General features: G+C 75.4%; 21 protein-coding genes. 17 read left to right on the top strand and 4 right to left on the bottom strand.

The genetic code is table 11. The features are described 5' to 3' along the window. Window positions 1-9: 9 nt before the first annotated feature. The 7 genes from ACI8AR_RS09485 to ACI8AR_RS09455 all read left to right on the top strand — a co-directional run bounded on the left by ACI8AR_RS09485 (window position 10) and on the right by ACI8AR_RS09455 (window position 7,274). Window positions 10-2,334, top strand: a complete 2,325-nt coding sequence (locus ACI8AR_RS09485) for a transketolase-like TK C-terminal-containing protein (RefSeq protein ID WP_457050788.1) — start codon at window positions 10-12, stop codon at window positions 2,332-2,334. A 2-nt stretch (window positions 2,335-2,336) separates the two neighbouring features. Beyond that, window positions 2,337-3,341: a zinc-dependent alcohol dehydrogenase gene (locus ACI8AR_RS09480; protein WP_457050787.1), complete on the top strand. Its 1,005-nt coding sequence runs from the start codon at window positions 2,337-2,339 to the stop codon at window positions 3,339-3,341. Between the two features lie 53 nt (window positions 3,342-3,394). Further along, window positions 3,395-4,717, top strand: coding sequence for an ATP-dependent 6-phosphofructokinase (locus ACI8AR_RS09475; RefSeq protein WP_456929016.1), 1,323 nt, complete (start codon window positions 3,395-3,397; stop codon window positions 4,715-4,717). Window positions 4,718-4,821: 104 nt separating this feature from the next. Continuing rightward, on the top strand, window positions 4,822-5,343 hold the full coding sequence (locus tag ACI8AR_RS09470; protein ID WP_457050786.1) for a hypothetical protein: 522 nt from the start codon (window positions 4,822-4,824) through the stop codon (window positions 5,341-5,343). A gap of 138 nt (window positions 5,344-5,481) precedes the next feature. Next, on the top strand, window positions 5,482-6,159 hold the full coding sequence (locus tag ACI8AR_RS09465; protein ID WP_457050785.1) for a hypothetical protein: 678 nt from the start codon (window positions 5,482-5,484) through the stop codon (window positions 6,157-6,159). Between the two features lie 79 nt (window positions 6,160-6,238). Next, window positions 6,239-6,448 carry a dodecin gene (locus tag ACI8AR_RS09460; protein ID WP_456929013.1) on the top strand — a complete coding sequence of 70 codons (210 nt, stop codon included), beginning with the start codon at window positions 6,239-6,241 and terminating at the stop codon, window positions 6,446-6,448. A 103-nt stretch (window positions 6,449-6,551) separates the two neighbouring features. Beyond that, window positions 6,552-7,274 carry an HAD family hydrolase gene (locus ACI8AR_RS09455; RefSeq protein ID WP_457050784.1) on the top strand — a complete coding sequence of 241 codons (723 nt, stop codon included), beginning with the start codon at window positions 6,552-6,554 and terminating at the stop codon, window positions 7,272-7,274. Between the two features lie 4 nt (window positions 7,275-7,278). Here ACI8AR_RS09455 and ACI8AR_RS09450 read toward each other — a convergent pair whose 3' ends face one another. Together ACI8AR_RS09450 and ACI8AR_RS09445 are read right to left on the bottom strand one after the other, a co-directional pair. After that, on the bottom strand, window positions 7,279-8,457 hold the full coding sequence (locus ACI8AR_RS09450) for an amidohydrolase family protein (protein WP_457050783.1): 1,179 nt from the start codon (window positions 8,455-8,457) through the stop codon (window positions 7,279-7,281). Window positions 8,458-8,767: 310 nt separating this feature from the next. Next, entirely contained in the window at window positions 8,768-9,715 is a 948-nt protein-coding gene (locus tag ACI8AR_RS09445) for a RecB family exonuclease (protein ID WP_457050782.1), read from the bottom strand. 206 nt (window positions 9,716-9,921) lie between these two features. Between ACI8AR_RS09445 and ACI8AR_RS09440 the strand changes: the two genes are divergently transcribed. The 6 genes from ACI8AR_RS09440 to ACI8AR_RS09415 all read left to right on the top strand — a co-directional run bounded on the left by ACI8AR_RS09440 (window position 9,922) and on the right by ACI8AR_RS09415 (window position 16,302). After that, window positions 9,922-10,743: a tRNA (adenine-N1)-methyltransferase gene (locus ACI8AR_RS09440; RefSeq protein WP_457050781.1), complete on the top strand. Its 822-nt coding sequence runs from the start codon at window positions 9,922-9,924 to the stop codon at window positions 10,741-10,743. 100 nt (window positions 10,744-10,843) lie between these two features. Further along, window positions 10,844-12,625, top strand: coding sequence for a proteasome ATPase (gene arc / locus ACI8AR_RS09435; RefSeq protein ID WP_457050780.1), 1,782 nt, complete (start codon window positions 10,844-10,846; stop codon window positions 12,623-12,625). Between the two features lie 253 nt (window positions 12,626-12,878). Further along, window positions 12,879-14,384, top strand: coding sequence for a depupylase/deamidase Dop (gene dop / locus ACI8AR_RS09430; protein ID WP_457050779.1), 1,506 nt, complete (start codon window positions 12,879-12,881; stop codon window positions 14,382-14,384). Continuing rightward, a complete protein-coding gene (locus ACI8AR_RS09425; protein WP_457050778.1) occupies window positions 14,384-15,367 on the top strand; it encodes an acyl-CoA dehydrogenase family protein in 984 nt (327 codons plus the stop codon). The genes dop and ACI8AR_RS09425 overlap by 1 nt, the downstream gene beginning before the upstream one ends. Before the next feature lie 72 nt (window positions 15,368-15,439). Next, window positions 15,440-15,649: a ubiquitin-like protein Pup gene (locus tag ACI8AR_RS09420; protein ID WP_456935958.1), complete on the top strand. Its 210-nt coding sequence runs from the start codon at window positions 15,440-15,442 to the stop codon at window positions 15,647-15,649. A gap of 251 nt (window positions 15,650-15,900) precedes the next feature. Beyond that, complete coding sequence (locus ACI8AR_RS09415) at window positions 15,901-16,302, top strand: endonuclease VII domain-containing protein (protein WP_457050777.1); 402 nt, start codon at window positions 15,901-15,903, stop codon at window positions 16,300-16,302. A 257-nt stretch (window positions 16,303-16,559) separates the two neighbouring features. On the opposite strand, the gene ACI8AR_RS09410 is transcribed toward ACI8AR_RS09415, so the two are convergent. Next, complete coding sequence (locus ACI8AR_RS09410; protein ID WP_457050776.1) at window positions 16,560-17,192, bottom strand: hypothetical protein; 633 nt, start codon at window positions 17,190-17,192, stop codon at window positions 16,560-16,562. A 207-nt stretch (window positions 17,193-17,399) separates the two neighbouring features. Between ACI8AR_RS09410 and prcB the strand changes: the two genes are divergently transcribed. The 3 genes from prcB (at window position 17,400) to pafA (ending at window position 20,573) form a co-directional block, all read left to right on the top strand. Further along, a complete protein-coding gene (prcB, locus tag ACI8AR_RS09405) occupies window positions 17,400-18,242 on the top strand; it encodes a proteasome subunit beta (RefSeq protein ID WP_457050775.1) in 843 nt (280 codons plus the stop codon). A 5-nt stretch (window positions 18,243-18,247) separates the two neighbouring features. After that, complete coding sequence (prcA, locus tag ACI8AR_RS09400; protein WP_457050774.1) at window positions 18,248-19,150, top strand: proteasome subunit alpha; 903 nt, start codon at window positions 18,248-18,250, stop codon at window positions 19,148-19,150. Between the two features lie 64 nt (window positions 19,151-19,214). Next, window positions 19,215-20,573 carry a Pup--protein ligase gene (gene pafA, locus ACI8AR_RS09395; RefSeq protein WP_456929672.1) on the top strand — a complete coding sequence of 453 codons (1,359 nt, stop codon included), beginning with the start codon at window positions 19,215-19,217 and terminating at the stop codon, window positions 20,571-20,573. A gap of 72 nt (window positions 20,574-20,645) precedes the next feature. Here the strand turns inward: pafA and ACI8AR_RS09390 are convergent, their stop codons facing one another. Then, on the bottom strand, window positions 20,646-21,698 hold the full coding sequence (locus tag ACI8AR_RS09390; protein ID WP_457050773.1) for a DUF3866 family protein: 1,053 nt from the start codon (window positions 21,696-21,698) through the stop codon (window positions 20,646-20,648). A 161-nt stretch (window positions 21,699-21,859) separates the two neighbouring features. Between ACI8AR_RS09390 and ACI8AR_RS09385 the strand changes: the two genes are divergently transcribed. Next, window positions 21,860-22,327 (top strand): helix-turn-helix transcriptional regulator (locus ACI8AR_RS09385; RefSeq protein ID WP_457050772.1); only part of this gene is annotated, 468 nt, incomplete at its 3' end.

Here is a 22,327-nt window from a genome sequence, read left to right as displayed (position 1 = left end):
GGAGTGACCATGACGCTCGCCGCCCCGCGGCCCCCCGCCACCGGCTCGGACGACGCCGCGCTGCGCGAGATCGAGCAGCGCGTGCTGTGGCTGGCCACGGCGATCGTCGACCACGCCAACCGGGTGCGCCCCGACCCGAGCGGGCTCAAGGTGGGCGGGCACCAGGCGTCCAGCGCCTCGATGGTCACGATCATGACCGCGCTGTGGCTGGAGCAGCTGGCCGCCGACGACCGGGTGAGCGTCAAGCCGCACGCCAGCCCGGTGCTGCACGCGCTGGAGTTCCTGCTCGGGCAACTGGACGCCTCGTGGCTGACCACGCTGCGCGCGTTCGGCGGGCTGCAGTCCTACCCGTCGCGGCTGAAGGACCCCGTCCCGGCGGACTACTCGACCGGCTCGGTCGGCATCGGCGCCACCGCGCCGGTCTGGGGCGCGCTGGCCCGCCGCTACGTCAACACCCAGTTCGGCGCCGGCGGCACCGGCCGGCAGTGGTCGCTGGTGGGCGACGCCGAGCTGGACGAGGGCGCCGTGTGGGAGGCCGTGCTCGACCCGATGGTCGCCGAGCTCGGCGAGGTGAACTGGATCGTCGACCTCAACCGGCAGTCGCTGGACCGCGTCGTCCCGACCATGGGCGCCACCCGCTTGCAGGGCATGTTCACCGCCGCCGGCTGGCAGGTGCTCACCGTCAAGTACGGCGCGCTGCTGGAGGAGCTGTTCACCCGGCCCGGCGGGCCCGCGCTGCGCGACCGCATCGACGGGATGAGCAACGCCGAGTACCAGCGGCTGCTGCGCCGCACGCCGGCGGAGGTCCGCCGCGAACTGCCCGGGGACGGGCCCGGCGCGGCCGCGATCGCCGAGCTGGTCGCCGGGGTGCCCGACGCCGACCTGGTCGCCGCGGTGCGCAACCTCGGCGGGCACGACCTCACCGCGCTGCGGCAGGCGTTCGCGCAGATCGACGACACCCGCCCCACCGTGGTCATCGCCTACACGCTCAAGGGCTACGGGCTGGCCACCGAGGGCCACCCGCAGAACCACTCCGCGCTGCTCACCGAGGCCCAGCTGCACGAGCTGGCCGCCCGGGTGGGTGTCGACCCGGGCCAGCCGTGGGCCGGGTTCCCGGCCGGCAGCCGCCCCGCCGAGCTGCTCGCCGCCGCGGCCGCCCGGCTGGCCCGGCCGCCGGTCGACGACGCCGTCGTCCCGCCCGTGCCGGCCGACCTGGGCCGCACCCCGTCGGGCACCGCCACCACGCAGGCGGCGCTCGGCCGCACGCTGCTCGACCTCAACCGCGCCGCCCCGGAGGTGGGCCGGCGGGTGGTCACCGTCAGCCCCGACGTGTCCAGCTCGACCAACCTCGGCGGCTGGGTGAACAAGGTCGGCGTCTGGTCGCACGAGGACCGCCGCGACTGGTTCGCCGACGACGCCGAGACGATCCTGCACTGGCGGGAGAAGCCCTCGGGCCAGCACGTGGAGCTCGGCATCGCCGAGACCAACCTGGTCGGCGCCATCGGCGAGCTCGGCGCCACCTGGTCGCGGTGGGGGCAGCCGCTGCTGCCGGTCGGCGTCCTCTACGACCCGTTCGTCGAGCGGGCGCTGGAGCCGTGGTCGTTCACCATCTACGCGGGCGGGCAGTCGCTGCTGGTCGGCACCCCGTCGGGGGTGACCCTGGCGCCCGAGGGCGGCGCGCACCAGTCGGTCACCACGCCGTCGATCGGGCTGGAGCAGCCCGGCTGCCTGTCCTACGAGCCGGCGTTCGCCCTGGACACCGAGTGGTGCCTGCTCGCCGCGCTCGGCCAGATGGGCCGCCCCGGCGGGCAGTCGGCGTACGTGCGGCTGTCCACCCGGCCGGTGGACCAGGCGCTGGCCGCGGTGCCCGCCGACCCGGCCGCCCGGGAGCGGCGCCGCCGGCAGGTGGTGGCCGGGGCCTACCCGCTGCGCCGGGTGCCGCGCCCGGCGGTGACGCTGGCCGCGATGGGCGCCGTCGTCCCCGAGGCGCTGGCCGCCGCCGAGCGGCTCGACGGGCTCGGGTTCCCCGCCGACGTCGTCGTGGTGACCAGCCCCGGGCTGCTGTTCCGCGCGGTGCAGGCCCGCCGCGGCCTGGACGACGCCGCGCCGTGGGTGCTCGACGGCGCGTTCCCCGCCGACCGGGCCACGCCGCTGGTCACCGTGCTCGACGGGCACCCGCACACGCTGGCGTTCCTCGCCGGGGTCCGCGGGGTGCCCGCGGCGCACCTGGGCGTCACCCGGTTCGGCCAGAGCGGCGACCTCGACAGCGTGTACCGCCACCACGGCCTCGACGTCGACTCGCTGGTCGGCGCGGCGCTCGACCTCGTCGACTGAGCGTGCGCGCGTTCGTCGTCACCGGGCCGGGCGAGGGCGGGGTCACCGAGGTCCCGGAGCCGGTCGCGGCGCCGGGGGAGGTGGTCGTCGACGTCGAGCGGGTCGGCGTGTGCGGCACCGACGTCGAGTTCTGGACCGGCGAGATGGCCTACCTGCACCAGGGCCACGCCGCCTACCCGATGCGGCTGGGCCACGAGTGGGCCGGCACGGTCGCCGCCGTGGGGGAGGGGGTCGACCCCGGCTGGGCCGGCCGGCGGGTCACCGGCGACACCATGCTCGGCGACGGCACCTGCCGGCGCTGCCGGCGCGGGCAGCAGCACGTGTGCGCGCAGCGGCAGGAGGTCGGCATCCGGGGCGGGCGGCCCGGCGCGCTGGCCGAGCGGCTGGCGGTGCCGGCGCGCTTCCTGCACGCCCTGCCCGACGCGGTCGACGCCGTCCTCGGCGCGCTGGTCGAGCCCGGCGGCAACGCGCTGCGCGCGGCCCGCGCCACCGCGGCCGGGCCCGGCGACCGGGTGCTGGTGGTCGGGCCGGGCACGATCGGCCTGCTGACGGCGATGTTCGTCCGCGCGGCCGGCGCGGAGGTGCACCTGCTGGGCGTCACACCGGGGTCCCTGGCCTTCGCCCGCGGGCTCGGGTTCGCCGCCGCCGACACCGTGCCGGCCGGGCCGTTCGACGCCGTCGTCGACGCCTCCACCGACGCCGGCGCCCCCGCCCGGGCGCTGGACCTGGTCGAGCCCGCCGGCCGGGTGGTCTGCATCGGGCTGGCCGGCAGCCCGAGCGCCGTCGACACCCGGGCACTGGTGCTCGCCGACGTCACCGCCGTCGGCGTGCTCTCCGCCTCGCCCGGGCTCGCCGACACCGTCGCCGCCTACGCCGCCGGCACCGTCGACCCGCGGCCGCTGGTGGCCGCCACCGTGGGGCTCGCGCAGGTCGGCGAGGTGCTCGCCGGGCGCCGGCCGGAGGGGTCCGGGCCCGGCCCCAAGATCCAGGTCGACATGACGTCCTGACGACCGGGGTGCCGCGCGCAGCGGCGTGACCCGTGTGTGGGAGCGTTCCGTGTGTGATCGGACACGAGGACCTCGCCGTGCGGACGCTGGGTCCGTGCCGCATCGACTCGCCGCTGGCGGAGCGGCTGGCCGCGCGGGAGACCACGCAGCACTCGGTGGAGGAGGACGACCGGATCCTCTTCGACGACACCCTGTCGATGGCCGGCACCCGGGGCGTGCCGGTCGACCGGCTGCCCAGCCTGGAGCCGGGCGGGCCGCGCAAGCGCATCTACTTCGACCCGGCCAAGACCCGGGTCGGCATCGTCACCTGCGGCGGGCTGTGCCCCGGCCTCAACGACGTCATCCGCGGGCTGGTCCTCGAGCTGTGCCGCCACTACGGCGTGCGCCGGATCGTCGGGTTCCGCAACGGCTACCGCGGCTTCATCCCGCACTACGGCGAGGACGTCGTCGACCTCACGCCCGAGGTGGTGCAGCACATCGACGACGAGGGCGGCACCATCCTCGGCACCTCCCGCGGCATGCAGGACCCCGAGGAGATCGTCGACGCCCTGGAGCGGCTGGCGATCAACGTGCTGTTCGTCATCGGCGGCGACGGCACGATCCGCGGCGCGATGGAGGTCGTCCGGGTCGTCGAGGAGCGCGGCCTGAAGATCGCCGTCGTCGGGGTGCCCAAGACCATCGACAACGACATCCCCTACATCGACCAGAGCTTCGGCTTCCAGACCGCGATGTCGGAGGCGACCAAGTCGATCCACGCCGCCAGCGTGGAGGCCCGGTCGGCGCCCGGCGGCGTCGGCCTGGTCAAGCTCATGGGCCGGCACTCCGGCTTCATCGCCTGCTACTCGACGCTGGCCAAGGACGACGCCGACTACGTGCTCATCCCCGAGGTGCCGTTCGCGCTGCACGGCGAGCACGGCTTCCTCGAGCACCTGCGCCGCCGGGTGGAGGAGCGCGGGCACGCCGTGGTCGTGGTGGCCGAGGGCGCCGGGCAGGAGCACATCGAGGAGCACGAGCCCGGCCGCGACGCGTCGGGCAACGTCCGGCTCGGCGACATCGGGCGGCTGCTGCGCCGGCTGATCACCGAGCACCTCGACGACGCGAAGGTCGAGAACAACGTCCGCTACTTCGACCCCAGCTACGCCATCCGCAGCGTGCCGGCCAACCCCTACGACAGCGCCTACTGCCTGCGGCTGGCGCACGCCGCCGTGCACGCGGCGATGGCCGGCCGCACCGAGGTGATCGTGGCCCGCCGCCGGCGGCGGTTCGTGCACCTCCCGATGTCCCTGGCGGTCAGCCGGCGCAACCACGTCGACCCGCTGGGCGACCTGTGGATGTCGGTGCTGGAGGCCACCGGGCAGCCGGTGCGCTTCGAGTAGGGCTCACCCGCCCGGGTGGGATCCCGGGATCCGGCTCCCCGCCGCCTCCACGTCTGCCGATGGACCCGTGTCAGGTGCAGCTCACCAGCGACACGAGGGACGGCATGGACACGACGGGACGCTCGACGACGCGACGGGGCCGCCTCGCGCGGGGACTCGCGGCCACCGCGGTCGGGGCGGTCGTCGCCCTGACCCCGGGTGTCGCCGGGGCGGCGCCGAACCGGTCGGACCCGCCGGACGTGGTGCCCCTGGTCGACTGCGTCGTCCGGCACGCCGACGGCAGCTGGACGGCGGTGTTCGGCTACGACAACCGCACCGGCGAGACGGTGGACATCCCGGTCGGCCCGGCCAACCAGGTGACGCCGGCCCCGCTCGGGGAGCCGCAGCCGACGACCTTCGCGCCCGGGGTGCGGCACGCCGTGTTCTCCGTGACCGTCGAGAACGGCGGCGGGCCGATGTGGCACCTGGGCGAGACCAACCTGGCCGCCCGCAAGGCCGGCGCGGAGTGCCCGCCCTCGACGCAGATGCCGGCCGAGGGCAACGGCACCGGGCTCGCGATCGGCGTCGCCGTGGCCGGCGGGGTCGGCGCGGTGCTGCTGCGGCGGGCCCGCCGCCGCGCCGCCTGACCGGCGGCCCCGTCCGCCCCGCCTGACCGGCGCCCCCGTCCGCCCCGCCTGACCGGCGCACTCGTCCGCGCCGGGTGACGAGCCCGGGACGCGACCCGCGGATGCTGGGGGGTGGGACCGAAGGGACGCGGTGGTGCGATGGACCGCACGGTCGGCCGGACCCGGTCCGGCACCCCGGAGAGCTACACCTGGCCGCTGCTCACCGGCGTGCTGGTCATCCTGCTGCAGGTGCTGATCCCCGCCCGGTACCGGGTGGGCCCGCCGCTGCTCGTCCCGCTCGTGGAGGGGGCCGCGCTGCTGGTGCTGGTGGCCGTCGCGGCCCGGCCCGGTCCGGTGCCCCGCGGCGCCCGGTCGCTGGTGCTCGCGCTGTTCGGCACCCTCGTGGTCGCCAACGCCGCCGCGGCCGCCCGGCTGGTGGTCCTCGTGCTCGGCGACGGCGAGGTCGACCACGTCCCGCTCACCGCCGACCGGCTGCTGGTCGCGGCGGGGCTGGTGCTGCTGGTCAACGTGGTCACGTTCGCCCTGCTCTACTGGCAGCTCGACGGCGGCGGGCCGGCCGGCCGGGTCGCGGAGCCGCGGCCCTATCCCGACTTCCAGTTCCCCCAGACCGGCGCGCCCGGCCTCGCGGCGCCGGGGTGGCGTCCGCGCTTCGGTGACCACCTGTACGTGGCGTTCACCAACCTCGTCGCCTTCAGCCCGACCGACACGCTGCCGCTGACGCTGCGGGTGAAGGGCCTGATGGCACTGCAGTCGACGATCTCCCTCGGCGTCCTCGTGGTGGTGCTCGCCCGGGTGGTCAACATCCTGCCCGGCTGACCGCCTCGTTCCGCGGCCGGCGCCGCCGGGCCAGGATCGACCCGCGCCCGGTGCCGCCGGGTGCGGGGAGGAGACCGCCATGGCCAACCACGTGTACCGGCTCACCGAGGTCGTCGGCAGCAGCCCGACCGGTGTCGACGACGCGATCCGCACCGCGATCGGCAAGGCGTGCCAGACCATCCGGAACGTCGAGTGGTTCGAGGTCCAGGAGGTGCGCGGGCAGGTCGCCGACGGGGAGGTCGCGCACGTCCAGGTGACGCTCAAGATCGGGTTCCGCGTCGAGGACTGACCGCTCCCCGTGCGGGCACCGGCCCGGGCCGGGGCGGTGGGACACTGGGGACGTCGGCCGGCCTGGGCCGTCGTGCCCCTGCTCCCTGCCCGAGAGACCTGCCGTGACCCTCCCTGCCCCTGACGCCCGGACCGACCTGCGCGCGGTGCTCTTCGACATGGACGGCACGCTGGTGGAGTCCGAGCAGCACTGGGGACACGCCCTGTTCGCCCTCGCCCGGCGCCTGGGCGGTGAACTCAGCGCCCCCGCCCGCGAGGCCACCGTCGGCACCAGCATGGCGACGTCGATGCGGATCCTGCAGGCCGACCTCGGGATCGAGCGCACCCCCGGGGAGACGAGCGCCGACGTCGCCTGGGTGGAGGAGACCGTCGCCGGCCTGCTCGCCACCGACCTGCACTGGCGGCCCGGCGCGCGCGAGCTGCTGGCCGAGGTGCGCGCCGCCGCGCTGCCCACGGCCCTGGTGACGACGACGTCGCGCCGCCTGGCCGACGTGGTCATCGCGCACATCGAGCGCGCGTTCCCGGACGTGCCGCCGTTCGACCTCACCGTGTGCGGCGACGAGGTGCCCGCCCGCAAGCCCGACCCGGCGCCCTACCTGCAGGCCGCCGCCGCGCTCGGCGTGGACCCGGCCGACTGCGTCGTCGTCGAGGACTCCGCGGCCGGGGTGGCCGCCGGGCTGGCCGCGGGCGCCACCGTCCTCGGCGTGCCCGCGCTGCAGCCGCTGGAGCCCGCGCCGGGCCTGGTGCTGCGCGACACGCTGGCCGGCGTCGGGCTCGCCGACCTGGAGGCGCTGCTGCTCGGGCGGGACGCCGCGCGGCGCCGCTGACCCCTCAGCCGGCCGGCACGACCTCCCGGCCGCGGGAGACCACCAGCCGCACCCGCTCCAGCGCCGTCACGTCGACGGTGGGGTCGCCGTCCACCAGCAGCAGGTCGGCGTCCAGGCCGGGCGCCAGCCGCCCGGTGCGCCCGCCGAGACCGCAGGCGGCGGCCGCCGCGGAGGTCGCCGTCGCCAGCGCCTCCGGGGCCGGCACCCCGCCGCCGGCGAGCGAGGCGACCGCCCGCGGCAGCAGCCCGTGCGGCTTGCCGGGGCCGATGCCGGCGTCGACGCCGCTGACGATCCGGACGCCCGCGCGGTGCATGCGGGCGGCGTCGGCGGCGCGCGCCGGGTCGGTGATGTCCATCCGGGTGAGGAGCTCCCGGATCCGCGGCGGCGGCACCACGCCGTCGGCCAGGCCCAGCGTCGGGCAGACGGCGGTGCCCGCGCGGGCGAGCTGCGCGGCCAGCGCGGGCGGGACGCCCCAGCCGGTGGCGGTCTGGCACGAGCAGTGCTCGATGCCGTCGACGCCGGCGGCCAGCACCTGCCGGACGGCGCTCAGCGCGTGCGCGTGCGCGGTGACCGGCAGGCCCAGCCGGTGCGCCTCGTCGACGACGGCGCGCACCTCGGCGGTGCTGAACTGGCAGGCGGCCATGTCGGTGCCCGGGGTCATGACGCCCCCGCTGGCCATGAGCTTGACGACGTCCGCGCCCCGCTCGGCGCGCTCGCGGACCGCGGCCCGCAGCGCCTCGACGCCCCGGACGACGCCGCCCATGCCCGCGCAGTGGCCGGCGGGGGAGGTGAGCGGCGGGCCGGAGGCGACCACGGTGGGGCCGTCGGCCGGCGCCCGCTCGACGACCGCCCAGCCGACGTCGCCGAGGTCGCGCACCGCCGTCACCCCGGCGGCCAGGTGCTGCCGCAGGGCGGCAGCGACGATCGCGTCGACCTGTGCCGGTTCCAGCTCGGGGAGCTGGTCCAGGGCGCGGGGGCCGTTGTCGCCGCACAGGTGGACGTGCGTGTCGACCAGCCCGGGCAGCAGCGTCGTCCCGGGCAGCGCGGTGACGGGGACGCCGTCGGGCGGGGCGGTCCCCGCGGGCTCGACGGCGACGATCCGGCCGTCGTCGACCAGCACCAGGGCCCCGTCGCGCCGCACCCGCTCGCCGTCGAAGGCCCGGTCGGCCCGGTAGCCGCGCATGCCGGTCCTCCCAGGGATGGCGGGGGAGCCGACGCTAGGACCGGCCGCGCCGCCGGGTCGACGTGGACCGGCGCGTCTCGCTCACGCCGCCGTCCGCGACGTCAACCGTTATCCCCAACTCAGGCGCCGACCTGGTCGGCCGGTTGCGAGCGAGGGGGAGAGCACCTGCCGGAGGACCCCCCGGCGCCGCGGTCCGGTGGTCACGGGGCCCGGTGGCGACACGCCGGACGGCGACGGCGCGGCGCGACCGCGGCGCCGTGATCGTCCCGGGCGTGCGTCCGCCGGGCCACGGGAGCGGGCGCCGGGTGCGTCAGTCGCGCTCGACGATCGGCAGCGTCGCCCAGCCGGCGCGGGCGGCGGCCTCGGCGGGGAACGGCGGGGGGGTGCCGCCGAAGGAGGGGCACAGCGCCTGGTGGTCGCACCAGTCGCACAACCGCGTGCGGTTGGGCCGGAAGTCGCCGGTGGCCACCGCCCGCTCGATCGCCGCCCAGATCGCCAGCAGCGTCCGCTCGAAGCGGACCAGCTCGGCCTCCTCGGGGGCGTAGGTCAGCGCGTCGCCGTCGCCGAGGTAGATGAGCTTGAGCTGGGAGGCCACCACGCCGCGGGTGCGCCACAGCACCAGCGCGTAGAACTTCATCTGGAACAGGGCCTTGGACTCGAACGCCTCGCGCGGCATCGAGCCGGTCTTGTAGTCGACCACCCGCAGCGCCCCGTTGCGGGCGACGTCGAGCCGGTCGACGTACCCGCGCAGCAGCAGCCCGTCGGGCAGGGTCACCTCGACCAGCTGCTCGCGGCCCTCCGGCTGGATGCGGGTGGGGTCCTCGAGCCGGAAGTAGGTCTCCACCAGCTTCCCGGCCGAGTCCAGCCAGCTCTCCAGCGACGGCGGCTGCTGCCCCTCCTCGCCGGCGGTGAACAGCCCCTCGACCTCGGGGTCGGCGCGCAGCTCGTCCCACGCCGGCGCCACCAGGCCGCGGGCCGCCTCGACGGTCCGCTCGGCCGGCGGGAGGTCGTAGAGCCGCTCCAGGACCGCGTGCACCAGCGTGCCGCGCACCGCCGCGGCGCTCTTCTTCTCCGGCAGCCGGTCGATGGTGCGGAACCGGTAGAGCAGCGGGCAGGTCTTGAAGTCCGCCGCCCGGCTCGGCGACAGCGAGGGCCGGCGCGGGGCCCTGCGCCCGTCGGGAGCCTGCTCGCCGCCGTCGGACGCCGTGTCGGGGAAGACCGTGCCGCTGCGCGCCGGGTCCTGCGCCACTGCCGTCATGCACCCGACGCTACGTCGCCCCGCCGACAGTTCCGAGTGCCCGCGCCGGACGGACCCGTCCCGCCGCTCGCCTAGGCTGGCCGCCCGTGGACCCGCAGCCCGAGCCCAGCCAGAACGCGCCGAGCGCCGCCCCCGCCGAGGACGGCCCTCCTGCCGGGGCCCGCCGCGAGCCTGCGAGCGGTGGGGGGCAGGAGGGTCCTCCGACCGTGCCGGGCGCCTTCGCCGTCGGCGACCGGGTGCAGCTGACCGACCCCAAGGGCCGGCTGCACACCGTCGTCCTCGAGCCCGGCAAGCAGTTCCACACCCACCGCGGCGCCATCGCCCACGACGACCTCATCGGGGCGCCGGAGGGCTCGGTCGTGCACTCCACGGCCAACACCGGCTACCTGGCGTTCCGGCCCCTGCTGGCCGACTTCGTGCTGTCCATGCCGCGCGGCGCGCAGGTCATCTACCCCAAGGACGCCGCGCAGATCGTCGGCAGCGGCGACATCGGGCCCGGCATGCGGGTCCTCGAGGCCGGCGCCGGCTCCGGCGCGCTCACCTGCTCGCTGCTGCGCGCCGTCGGGGTGTCGGGCCGGGTCACCAGCTACGAACGGCGCGAGGACTTCGCCGACGTCGCCCGCGGCAACGTGGCCGCCTTCTTCGGCGGGGTGCCGGACACCTGGGACCTGCGCCTGGGCGACCTCGCCGACCACCCCGCGGACGAGGTGGTCGACCGGGTGGTCCTGGACATGCTCGAGCCGTGGGCGGTGCTGCCCACCGTGGCCGCGGCGCTGCGGCCCGGCGGCGTGCTCGTCGGCTACGTCGCGACGGTCACCCAGCTGTCCACCTACGTCGAGGCGCTGCGCGCGCAGGGCGTGTGGACCGAGCCCTACGCCTGGGAGTCGCTGGTCCGCCCGTGGCACGCCGTCGGCCTCGCCGTCCGCCCCGAGCACCGCATGGTCGCGCACACCGCGTTCCTCGTGACCGCCCGCCGGCTGGCCGAGGGCGTCGTCGCCCCGGTCCGCCAGCGGCGTCCCCAGAAGTAGCCCTGCAGGGGGGAGTCGACCTCCGGCGAGCGTCGGGCACGGTGTCGGCAGGCGTGTATAGATTTGCCTCCTGGCTCCCCCCGATGTGCGGAGGTGCGCGATGGGCCCCGGTCCTGTCAGCGGTCCCGACGAGTTCCGAGCGCGGCGCGAACGTGACGTCTCCGCCCTGCTCTCCCAGATCTCCTACCTCGAGGAGGAGATCGCTCTCCTGCGCCGCAAGGTGGCCGACAGCCCCCGGCAGGTGCGGGCGCTCGAGGAGCGGATCGCCGAGGCGGAGGGCCGCGCGGCCTTCCTGTCCGAGCGCAACGACAAGCTCGCCGGCACCCTGCGCGACGCCCGTGAGCAGCTGCTCACGCTCAAGGAGGAGATCGACCGGCTCGGCCAGCCGCCGTCGGGCTACGGGGTCTACCTCGGGCAGCACGACGACGGCACGGTCGACGTCTTCACCGGCGGCCGCAAGCTGCGCGTCTCGGTGTCCCCGGCCGTCGAGGCCGAGGAGCTGCGGCCCGGCCAGGAGGTCATGCTCAACGAGGCGATGAACGTCGTCGAGGCGCTCGGCTTCGAGAAGCAGGGCGACGTCGTCATGCTCAAGGAGCTGCTGGAGCCGATCGACGGCGTCACGCCGCGGGCCCTGGTCATCGGCCACACCGACGAGGAGCGGGTGGTCTACCTGGCCGACTCGCTCACCGACCAGCCGCTGCGGGTCGGTGACTCGCTGCTGCTGGAGTCGCGGTCGGGCTACGTGTACGAGCGGATCCCCAAGAGCGAGGTCGAGGAGCTCGTCCTCGAGGAGGTCCCCGACATCGACTACTCCGACATCGGCGGCCTGGCCCGGCAGATCGAGCAGATCCGCGACGCCGTCGAGCTGCCGTTCCTGCACGCGGACCTGTTCCGCGAGTACCAGCTGCGCCCGCCGAAGGGCATCCTGCTCTACGGCCCGCCCGGCTGCGGCAAGACGCTCATCGCCAAGGCGGTGGCCAACTCGCTGGCCAAGAAGGTCTCCGCGGTGAAGGGGGAGGGGCAGGCCAAGTCCTACTTCCTCAACATCAAGGGCCCGGAGCTGCTCAACAAGTACGTCGGCGAGACCGAGCGGCACATCCGGCTGGTGTTCCAGCGGGCCCGGGAGAAGGCCGGCGAGGGCACCCCGGTCATCGTGTTCTTCGACGAGATGGACTCGATCTTCCGCACCCGCGGGTCGGGTGTGTCCTCCGACGTCGAGTCGACGATCGTCCCGCAGCTGCTCAGCGAGATCGACGGCGTCGAGGGCCTGGAGAACGTGATCGTCATCGGCGCCTCGAACCGCGAGGACATGATCGACCCGGCGATCCTGCGGCCCGGCCGGCTGGACGTGAAGATCAAGATCGAGCGGCCCGACGCCGAGGCCGCGCGCGACATCTTCAGCAAGTACCTGACCCCGACGCTGCCCATCCACGCCGACGACCTCGCCGAGAACGGCGGCAGCACCGAGGCCACCATCCAGGCGATGATCCAGCGCACCGTCGAGCGGATGTACACCGAGAGCGAGGAGAACCGCTTCCTCGAGGTCACCTACGCCAACGGTGACAAGGAGGTCCTGTACTTCAAGGACTTCAACTCCGGCGCCATGCTGCAGAACATCGTCGACCGGGCCAAGAAGATGGCCATCAAGGAGAACCTGGAGACGGGGACGGCGGGCCTGCGGGTCGGCCACCTGATGCAGGCCTGCGTCGACGAGTTCAAGGAGAACGAGGACCTGCCCAACACCACCAACCCCGACGACTGGGCGCGGATCTCGGGCAAGAAGGGCGAGCGGATCGTCTACATCCGCACGCTCATCAGCGGCAAGGGCAACGACTCCGGCCGCGCGATCGACACCGCCACCAACACCGGCCAGTACCTCTAGGCCGGGCCGGCCGTCCCGTCCGCGCGGGGCGGCCGGACGGCGAGGCGGCCGATCGTCGCCCTCGCACCCCGGCGGCGAGGTGCCCGGCGGCGCCGTCGTCGACGTGCGGTCGACATCCCCGGCGAGTGGGCGCAGACGCCGTACGCGCGGTGCGTGCTGGTCCCCGCCGGAGGCGGCCGGACGACGTCGCCGGTGCGCCCGGGGCCCGGGGCGGCGCTCCGGCGGCCCGGCGCCGGACGCCTAGGCTCGGTGCATGAGCGTGCGCCGGGTGATGGGGACCGAGGTCGAGTACGGCATCTCGGTGCCCGGGCAGCCCACCGCCAACCCGACCACCCTGTCCAGCCAGGTCGTCAACGCCTGGGCCGTCGCCGACGCCCCGACCCGCCGCCGCCCGCGCTGGGACTTCGAGGAGGAGTCGCCGCTGCGCGACGCCCGCGGCTTCGACCTGTCCCCGGCGCAGGCGCTGGACCACACCGATCTCGACGAGGACTCGGGGATGGCCAACGTCATCCTCACCAACGGCGCCCGGCTCTACGTCGACCACGCGCACCCGGAGTACTCCACGCCGGAGGTCACCAACCCGCGCGACGTCGTCCTGTGGGACAAGGCGGGGGAGCGGGTCATGGCCGAGGCGGCCCACCGGGCCGCCCGCATCCCCGGCACCCAGCCGATCCAGCTGTACAAGAACAACACCGACGGCAAGGGCGCCAGCTACGGCGCGCACGAGAACTACCTGATGGACCGGCGGACGCCGTTCATCGACATCATCCGCGGGCTGATCCCGTTCTTCGTGACCCGGCAGGTGTTCGCCGGCGCCGGCCGGGTCGGCATCGGCACCGAGGGCCGCACCCAGGGCTTCCAGATCTCCTCCCGGGCGGACTTCTTCGAGGTCGAGGTGGGCCTGGAGACGACCCTCAAGCGGCCGATCATCAACACCCGCGACGAGCCGCACGCCAACCCCGACGAGTACCGCCGGCTGCACGTGATCATCGGCGACGCCAACCTCGCCGAGCTGTCGACCTACCTCAAGGTCGGGACGACGTCGCTGGTGCTGGCGATGATCGAGGCGCGGGCGCTGCGCGAGGACCTCTCGCTGGAGGAGCCGGTCGCCACGCTGCAGGCGGTCAGCCACGACCCGTCGCTGGCCACCCAGGTCCGGCTGCGGGACGGGCGGCGGATGACCGCGCTGGACCTGCAGCGCGTCTACCTCGACCACGCCGAGCGTTTCGTCGACCGGAACGGCGAGGCCGACGAGCAGACCACCGACGTGCTGCGCCGCTGGGCGGAGGTCCTCGACGACCTCGCCACCGACCCGATGCGCCTGGCCGACCGGCTGGACTGGCCGGCCAAGCTGCGGCTGCTGGAGGGCTACCGGTCCCGCGACGGGCTGTCCTGGGGCGACTCGCGGCTGCAGCTGGTGGACCTGCAGTACTCCGACGTCCGCCCGGAGAAGGGGCTCTACCACCGGCTGGTGGCCCGCGGCTCGATGCAGCGGCTGCTCACCGACGACGAGGTGACCCGGGCGATGGTCACCCCGCCGGCCGACACCCGCGCCTTCTTCCGCGGCGAGTGCCTGCGGCGCTTCCCCGCCCAGGTGGCCGCGGCGTCGTGGGACTCGGTGGTGTTCGACCTCGGCCGGGAGAACCTGGTGCGCATCCCGACGATGGAGCCGCTGCGCGGCACCCGCGACCACGTGGGCCTGCTGTTCGAGTCCACGGCGAGCGCCCAGGAGCTGGTCGACACCATCACCGGCGCCTAGTGGCCTCGCCGGTCGAGGTCGCGCGGGCGCTGGCCGGGGGCCTGCTCGCGCCGGCGGCCGCCGCCGTCGACGCCACCGGCGTCCTGCCGTGCGGCCACCTCGACGCGCTCGCCGCGGCCGGGCTGTACGGCCTGGTCGGGCCCGCGGACGCCGGCGGCCTGGACGGCGACGGCGCGACGCTGGCGGCCGTGGTCGAGGAGCTCGCGGCCGGCGACCTCGCGACCGCGTTCGTCTGGCTGCAGCACCACGGCGTCGTCGGGCGGCTGACCGCATCCGGGGCGCACCCGGAGCTGCTGGCCGACCTGTGCGCCGGGCGCCGGCGGGCCGGGATCGCGCTGCAGGCCGCGACCCGCCCGGACGCGGCGCCCGTCATCCTGTCCCGGGACGGCGGCGACCTCGTGCTCGACGGCGCGGTGCCGTGGGTGACCGGCTGGGGCCTGGTCGACGTGCTGCTGGTGGCCGCCCGCGACGGCGACGACGTCGCGTTCGTGCTGGTCGACGCCGCGGAGGGGCCGACGCTCGCGGCGGTGCCGCAGGCGCTGGCGGCGGTGCAGGCCAGCGCCACGGTGGAGCTGCACCTGCGCGGCCACCGGGTGCCCGCCGCCCGGCTGCTGGGCGCGACCCCGCTGGCCGAGGTCCGCGCGGGCGACGCGGCCGGGCTGCGGCTCAACGGCTCGCTGGCGCTGGGGCTGGTCCTCCGGTGCGCCCGGCTGCTCGGCCCCTCACCCCTGGACGACGACCTGGCCGACGCGCGCGCCCGGCTCGACGCGGCCGGGCCGGGGGAGCTGCCGGAGGCGCGGGCCGCCGCCGCGGCCCTGGCGCACCGGGCGGCCGCGGCCCTGGTGGTGGCGACGGGCAGCGGCGCCGCGCGCGCCGGCTCGGTCGCCGAGCGGACGGCGCGCGAGGCGGTGTTCCTGCTCGTGTTCGGCTCGCGCCCGGCGATCCGCGCGTCGCTGCTGGCGCGGCTGGGCGCGGCCCGCTGAGGCCGCCGGGTGTCGGTACCTGCGGGTAGTTTCGGCGGCAGCACGCACTCGGCGCGCACCAGGGGAGGGCACATGGCCACCAGGGACACCGGCGGGCAGCAGCGGACCACGCGCACGCGCGAGGAGGCCGACGAGGTCGAGGCCTCGGTCGACACCGAGGTCGCCGAGCGGCACAAGGAGATGTCCGAGGACGTCGACGCCATCCTCGACGAGATCGACGACGTGCTCGAGGAGAACGCAGAGGAATTTGTGCGCAGTTATGTGCAAAAGGGGGGCCAATAGACCATTCTCCCGACAGCACTCCTCGTGCAGTAAACAATACCAAGTATTGTCGGGATTGTGGTGAGGAGCGGCCGGTCGGGGAGTTCTCCTCCGACCGGTCGCGCTCGGACGGCCTGAGCTTCTACTGCTGCGTGCACGCTCGCCGTCGCCTCCTCCGCGCCAAGGACGCGCGCCAGGGGCCGCCGAAGAGCAGGCACAGACGCGAGATCGCCGTGCCGGACGGTCACAAGTGGTGTCCTGACTGCGGCTCGGTGAAGCCGATCGACGACTTCGTGCGCAACCGGAGTCAGCCCTCGGGGCGCCAGCCCTATTGCAAGCCCTGCCACAACGCCCGCGGCAAGGCGTCGAAGGAGAAGGTCGGCGGGTCACGGACCTATCACCTCAAGAGGCGCTACGGCATCACGGCCGCCGAGGCCGACGTCATGCTCGTTCAGCAGGACGGCCGGTGCGCGATCTGCCGTCGGGCAGCGGCGCAGCACGTGGACCACGACCACGTGACCGGTGCGGTGCGGGCGCTGCTGTGTTTCGACTGCAACGGTGGTCTCGGACAGTTCAAGGACGACCCGGAGATCCTGCGCGCGGCCGCCCGCTACGTCCTCCACCACCGCGCACTGCAGGCCGCTCCGTCGGTGAGACCGCAGGCCGGGGAGTGAGCGGTCGGGCTCCCGCCGTCGACCAGCAGCCGGACCGCGGCGAACAGCAGCACCGCGGCTGCCTCCCCGGCGCCGGCGAGCGGGACCGCCAGCCCGCCCGGCCGGCTCGCCGGCGCCCAGCCCGCCGCCGGCGCCACGACGAGCACGAGCAGCGCCCCGCCCCGGCCGGCGCCCGGCCGCGGCGCCGGTCCGGCACCCGCGGCACTACTGGCACCCGCGGCACCACTGGCACCCGCGGCACCACCGCGCCGGCGGGGTCACGCCAGCAGGACGCCGGCGGCCACGGCGGCGACCGAGCCGACGAGGGTCAGCGCACCGATGGCGCGCTCGACCCCGTCCCGGCGCACCGGCCAGGGCGCGGGGACCTCGGGCGGCGCGGGGAGGTCCCAGGCGTCGCACACTGCCGGCGGCAGCAGCACGCCCCGCCGGTGCCGGTCGACGAGCAGCCGGCGTGCCTGCGGCAGGCCGTCCAGCCGCGACCAGGGCACCACCAGGTGCCGACCGCCGTCGGTGAGCCCGACGCTGACGATCTGGTCCACGTCCACGTCCCGGCCGGCGGACACCGCCGTCAGCCGGGCGAGGTCGACCCCCTGCTCGCCGAGCAGGGTCCGCCCGACCAGCACCGTCCCCTCCAGCCGCAGCCGGCCCGCCCGGTCCTGCCGGACCCGCGGCCAGAGGGACTGGGCGGCCAGGAGCCCGGCCAGGGCCGCCCCGGCCGCCGTCCACCCGGCCCGGCCCTCGAGCGCCGCGCGGGCCGAGACCGCGCACAGCCCGCACAGCAGGGCGACCAGCACCCCGGTCGCGGCCAGGGCGGCGCGGCGGCGCGCCGCCGGCACCCGAGGGACGTGCGGTGCTCTCCCCGCCTCCTGCAGGTGCGGTCCGTCGGTCACGCCAGCTCCCCTCCGGTCGATCGAGGCCGGCGCACCGTAGACCCGGCGGTCGCGGCCGACCAGGCCCGCCCGCGTCCCGGGTGGCCTGCCAGTCGCGCCGGTAGGGTCGGCGACGAGCCGCCGCGGCACGTCCGCGGCACGTCGACGGCACGTTGTCGACGGCACGTTGAGGAGCACCCCGGGAGGGGCGCGGGAAGGGGAGACGGGTTGACCCAGTCGCACACCGGCCGGAGCGGCTTCCCGCCCGCCTACCTGGACCGGGTGGGCTCCTCGTTCACCGACTTCCTCGCCCAGGCCGCGCCCGACCTGCTGCCCGGGCGGCGCCCCGTGCCGTCGGTGCACGCCGGCGACCTCACCCCGCACGGCACCACGATCGTCTCGGTCACCTACGACGGCGGCGTGCTCATGGGCGGCGACCGCCGGGCCACCATGGGCAACCTGATCTCCAGCCGCGACATCGAGAAGGTGTACCCGGCGGACTCCTGGTCGGTGATCGGCATCGCGGGCGCCGCGGGCATCGCGATCGAGATGGTCCGGCTCTACCAGGTGGAGCTCGAGCACTACGAGAAGATCGAGGGGCTGACCCTCAGCCTCGACGGCAAGGCAAACCGGCTGGCCCAGATGATCCGCGGCAACCTCGGCGCCGCGCTGCAGGGCCTGGCCGTCGTCCCGCTGTTCGCCGGTTTCGACCTCGACGCCGCTCCCGGCACCAGCCCGGGCCGGATCTTCAGCTACGACGTCACCGGCGGGAACTACGAGGAGCGCGGCTACGCCGCCGTCGGCTCCGGCTCGCTGTTCGCCCGGAACTCGCTGAAGAAGACGTGGCGGCCGGGGATGGGCGGCGACGACGCCACCCGCAGCCTGGTCGAGGCGCTCTACGACGCCGCCGACGACGACTCGGCCACCGGCGGCCCCGACCCGGTGCGCCGGCTGTACCCGATCGTGTACCGCGTCGACGCCGAGGGCGCGGTCCGCCTGACCGACGACGAGGTCTCCGCCATCGCGAAGACCATCGTCGACGAGCGGGCCGCCGCCGAGGGGCAGGGCTGAGCGCCATGACCATGCCGTACTACGCCTCGCCCGAGCAGCTCATGCGCGACCGCTCGGAGTACGCCCGCAAGGGCATCTCCCGCGGCCGCAGCGTCGCCGTCCTCACCTACGCCGACGGCGTGCTGTTCATCGCCGAGAACCCCAGCTCCACGCTGCACAAGGTGGGCGAGATCTACGACCGGATCGGCTTCGCCGCGGTCGGCCGGTACAGCGAGTTCGAGAGCCTGCGGGTGGCCGGGGTGCGCCTGGCCGACGTCCGCGGCTACTCCTACAACCGCCGCGACGTCACCGGCCGGGTCATCGCCAACGCCTACGCGCAGACCCTCGGGGCGATCTTCACCGAGCAGATGAAGCCCTACGAGGTGGAGCTCTGCGTCGCCGAGGTCGGCGAGACCGCCGAGCAGGACCAGCTGTACCGGCTGACCTTCGACGGGTCGGTCGTCGACGAGCCGGACTTCGTGGTCATGGGCGGGCAGGCCGAGGCCGTCACCGCCCGGCTGCGGGAGGACTTCCGCCCCGGCCTGGCGCTGCGGGACGCGCTGATGGTCGGCGTCCGGGCGCTGTCGGCGTCCAGCCCGGCGATGTCGGGCAACGGCGCCGGCGGCCTGCTGCCGGCCGGGCAGCTCGAGGTCGCCGTCCTGGACCGCCGCCGGCCCAAGCGGGCCTTCCGCCGGGTGGTCGGCGCGGCGCTGGGCACCCTGCTCGGCGACCGCAGCGCCGGCGAGGCCGCCCCCGAGGGCACCACGCACACGCACGTCCCGAGCGCGGCGATGCCCGGCACCCCGGCCGGTCTCGGCGACCCCTCGGCGCCGGACACCGCCGGCGGCACGGGCGGGTCCGGTGAGGGCAGCGGCCCCCAGCCGGGCCCGGCCGACGGGGTCGGCGGCGGCACCGACGGGGGCAGCTGAGCGGCGCCGTCGAAGGGACGCCCGGGAACCGGCCGGAGTCGCATCCGGCGCCTAGGCTCGGTCCGTGGACCGACGGATCTTCGGGATCGAGACCGAGTACGGCGTCACGTGCACCTTCCGGGGGCAGCGGCGGCTGTCCCCGGACGAGGTGGCCCGCTACCTGTTCCGGCGGGTCGTGTCGTGGGGGCGCAGCTCCAACGTGTTCCTGCGCAACGGCTCGCGGCTGTACCTCGACGTCGGCAGCCACCCCGAGTACGCCACCGCCGAGTGCGACGACCTGACCGAGCTCGTCGTCCACGACAAGGCCGGTGAGCGGATCCTCGAGGGCCTGCTGGTCGACGCCGAGCAGCGGCTGGCCGAGGAGGGCGTCACCGGCGACATCTACCTGTTCAAGAACAACACCGACTCGGCGGGCAACAGCTACGGCTGCCACGAGAACTACCTGGTCGGCCGGCACGGGGAGTTCTCCCGGCTGGCCGACGTGCTCATCCCGTTCCTGGTCAGCCGGCAGCTGATCGTCGGCGCGGGCAAGGTGCTGCAGACCCCGCGCGGGGCGATCTACTGCGTCAGCCAGCGCGCCGAGCACATCTGGGAGGGCGTGTCCTCGGCGACCACCCGGTCCCGGCCGATCATCAACACCCGCGACGAGCCGCACGCCGACGCCGAGCGCTACCGGCGGCTGCACGTGATCGTCGGCGACTCGAACATGAACGAGACGACGACGCTGCTCAAGGTCACCATCACCGACCTGGTGCTGCGGATGATCGAGGCCGGCGTGCCGATCCGGGACATGGCGCTGGAGAACCCGATCCGGGCGATCCGGGAGATCAGCCACGACGTCACCGGCCGCCGCAAGGTGCGCCTGGCCAACGGCCGGGAGATGAGCGCGCTGGAGATCCAGGGGGAGTACCACTCCCGCGCCGCGGAGTTCGTCGACCGGGAGGGCTTCGGCCCGGTGCACCGGCAGATGCTGGAGCTGTGGGGGCGGGTGCTCAAGGCCGTCGACACCGAGGACCTCTCGCTCATCGACCGGGAGATCGACTGGGCGACCAAGCTGTCGCTGATCGAGCGGTACCGGGGCAAGCGGGGCCTGTCGCTGTCCTCGCCGCGGGTGGCGCAGATGGACCTGGCCTACCACGACATCTCCCGCCGGCGCGGGCTGTACTACCTGCTCGAGCGCAACGGCCAGGTGGAGCGGGTGGCGCACGAGCCGCGGGTGTTCGAGGCGAAGAACGTGCCGCCGCAGACCACCCGGGCCAAGCTGCGCGGGGAGTTCATCCGCAAGGCCCAGGAGAAGCGGCGGGACTTCACCGTCGACTGGGTGCACCTCAAGCTCAACGACCAGGCCCAGCGCACCGTGCTGTGCAAGGACCCGTTCAAGAGCGTCGACGAGCGCGTGGAGAAGCTCATCGCGTCCATGTAGTCCGCGAACCCCCCCCCCGCGGGCGGGCACGGTGCCCGTCCGCGGGGACGCGCGCGGGTCAGCCGGGCAGGGTCAGTCCGGCAGGGGCACCCGGACGGCGGCGTAGCGGCCGGCGGCCGCGGCGGCGAGGAAGTAGGCGCGCTCCTCGGGCCAGCCGCGGCCCATCGTCGACAGCGTCACCGGCGACAGCTGCAGCGCCTCGTCCAGCCCCTCGACGTCGACCCACACCACCCGGTTGCGCTCGGGCTGCCCGGCCAGGTCCTCCTCCACCTGCCGGCCGAGCTCCGAGCCCAGCCCGCGCGGGGCCACCAGCGTCACCCCGGCCAGGGCCACCCGCCCGAACGCGGTCAGCGAGTGGTGGGAGACGCCGCGGTGGCGGGGGCGCGGGTCGGCGTCGGAGATCCGCAGCGCGCCGATCGGCTCGCCGCCGAGCACGCTGACGGCGTTGCACGCCTCCCCGGCCGCGACCCCGGAGAAGCCCCACGGGGTGCCGGTGCCCAGGTTGCCCGGCCCCTGGGTGACCACGGCGACGTCCGCGCCGAGCACGTGCCGCGCCGCGAGCAGCCCGGTGTGCAGGGTGACCGCCTCCAGGTCGCCGCCGAAGGCCTGCCCGACGGTGACCACCCCGGCCAGCGACGGCGCCAGGGTGTGCAAGGTCCGGGAGAACCCGGCCACCAGCGCGCCGCCGTCGGTCATCACGTAGGCGACCTTGAGGTCGGGGTCGGTGGCGAACAGGCCGATGAGCACGGCCGGCAGCGCCGAGTGCAGGTCGGCGACGACGACCGGCATCCCGCCCAGGTCCTCGGCCGCGGCGATGGTGTCGTGGTGCTCGGTGTCCTGCTCGTCCACGCCCTGCACGCTCACCTGCAGCGGGGTGTAGCGGGCCTTGACCAGGTGGCCGGGGCCGGCGGGGTCCGGCGGCAGCCGGTCGGGCACGGCGACGACGAGCGCGTACCCGCCGGTGCCCAGCCGCTGCGCCCACGCGGTGGTGTTGAGCAGCACCTCGTCGCCGACCTCGGGCACCCCCACCAGCGACGGGTGCGCCAGAGAGCGCACCGCGCCGTCGCCGGGCACCTCCACGGTGAGCTCCAGCGCGTCGCGCCAGCTCCTTCCCGTCGCGGTCACCGTGCCGCGTCGCCACCGGATCCGTTGCTCAGTCGTCCGTTCCCCCACGGGGCGAGCCTAAGGACCCCGGTGCCCCCCGCGCCCCCCGTGGCCCCCTGCAGGGGCCCGCTGCGAGCATGCGAGCAGCGGGGGGCAGGGGGTCCTTTGTCTAGGGTGGGGATGTGTCGGCGAAGCGGGCGGAGCGGCTGGTCAACCTGGTCATCGCGCTGCTGGGCACCCGCCAGTACGTGACGGCGGCGCGGATCCGGGCGACCGTCCCCGGCTACGAGCCCGACGACGGCACCGCCCGCGCCGACGAGGCGTTCAAGCGGATGTTCGAGCGGGACAAGGCCGACCTGCGCGAGATGGGCATCCCGCTGGAGACCGGCCGCACCAGCGTCTTCGACACCGAGGACGGCTACCGCATCGCCCGCGCCGACTACGAGCTGCCCGAGATCACCCTCACCGGCGAGGAGGCCGCCGCCGTCGGCCTGGCGCTGCGGCTGTGGGAGTCCGCGCAACTGGCCGGGGCCGCGCACAGCGCGCTGGTGAAGCTGCGCGCCGCCGGGGGGGGGGGGGCCGCGCCCCGGCGGCCGCGCCGGCCGCGGGGCGCCGCCCTCCCGCCCCCGCGCGTCCCAGCCTGCCCCCCC

Source organism: Geodermatophilus sp. SYSU D01036 (assembly GCF_054050435.1).
This window is presented reverse-complemented; position numbering and strand designations above follow the sequence as displayed.

Excerpts from the sequence above, each read along its gene's own strand:
- ACI8AR_RS09460 (WP_456929013.1), top strand. The coding sequence starts at position 6,239 with ATGGCCAACCACGTGTACCGGCTCACCGAGGTCGTCGGCAGCAGCCCG.
- prcA (WP_457050774.1), top strand. The coding sequence starts at position 18,248 with ATGACCATGCCGTACTACGCCTCGCCCGAGCAGCTCATGCGCGACCGC.
- ACI8AR_RS09420 (WP_456935958.1), top strand. The coding sequence starts at position 15,440 with ATGGCCACCAGGGACACCGGCGGGCAGCAGCGGACCACGCGCACGCGC.
- arc (WP_457050780.1), top strand. The coding sequence starts at position 10,844 with ATGGGCCCCGGTCCTGTCAGCGGTCCCGACGAGTTCCGAGCGCGGCGC.
- ACI8AR_RS09470 (WP_457050786.1), top strand. The coding sequence starts at position 4,822 with ATGGACACGACGGGACGCTCGACGACGCGACGGGGCCGCCTCGCGCGG.
- ACI8AR_RS09485 (WP_457050788.1), top strand. The coding sequence starts at position 10 with ATGACGCTCGCCGCCCCGCGGCCCCCCGCCACCGGCTCGGACGACGCC.
- ACI8AR_RS09445 (WP_457050782.1), bottom strand. The coding sequence starts at position 9,715 with ATGACGGCAGTGGCGCAGGACCCGGCGCGCAGCGGCACGGTCTTCCCC.
- dop (WP_457050779.1), top strand. The coding sequence starts at position 12,879 with ATGAGCGTGCGCCGGGTGATGGGGACCGAGGTCGAGTACGGCATCTCG.
- ACI8AR_RS09465 (WP_457050785.1), top strand. The coding sequence starts at position 5,482 with ATGGACCGCACGGTCGGCCGGACCCGGTCCGGCACCCCGGAGAGCTAC.
- ACI8AR_RS09450 (WP_457050783.1), bottom strand. The coding sequence starts at position 8,457 with ATGCGCGGCTACCGGGCCGACCGGGCCTTCGACGGCGAGCGGGTGCGG.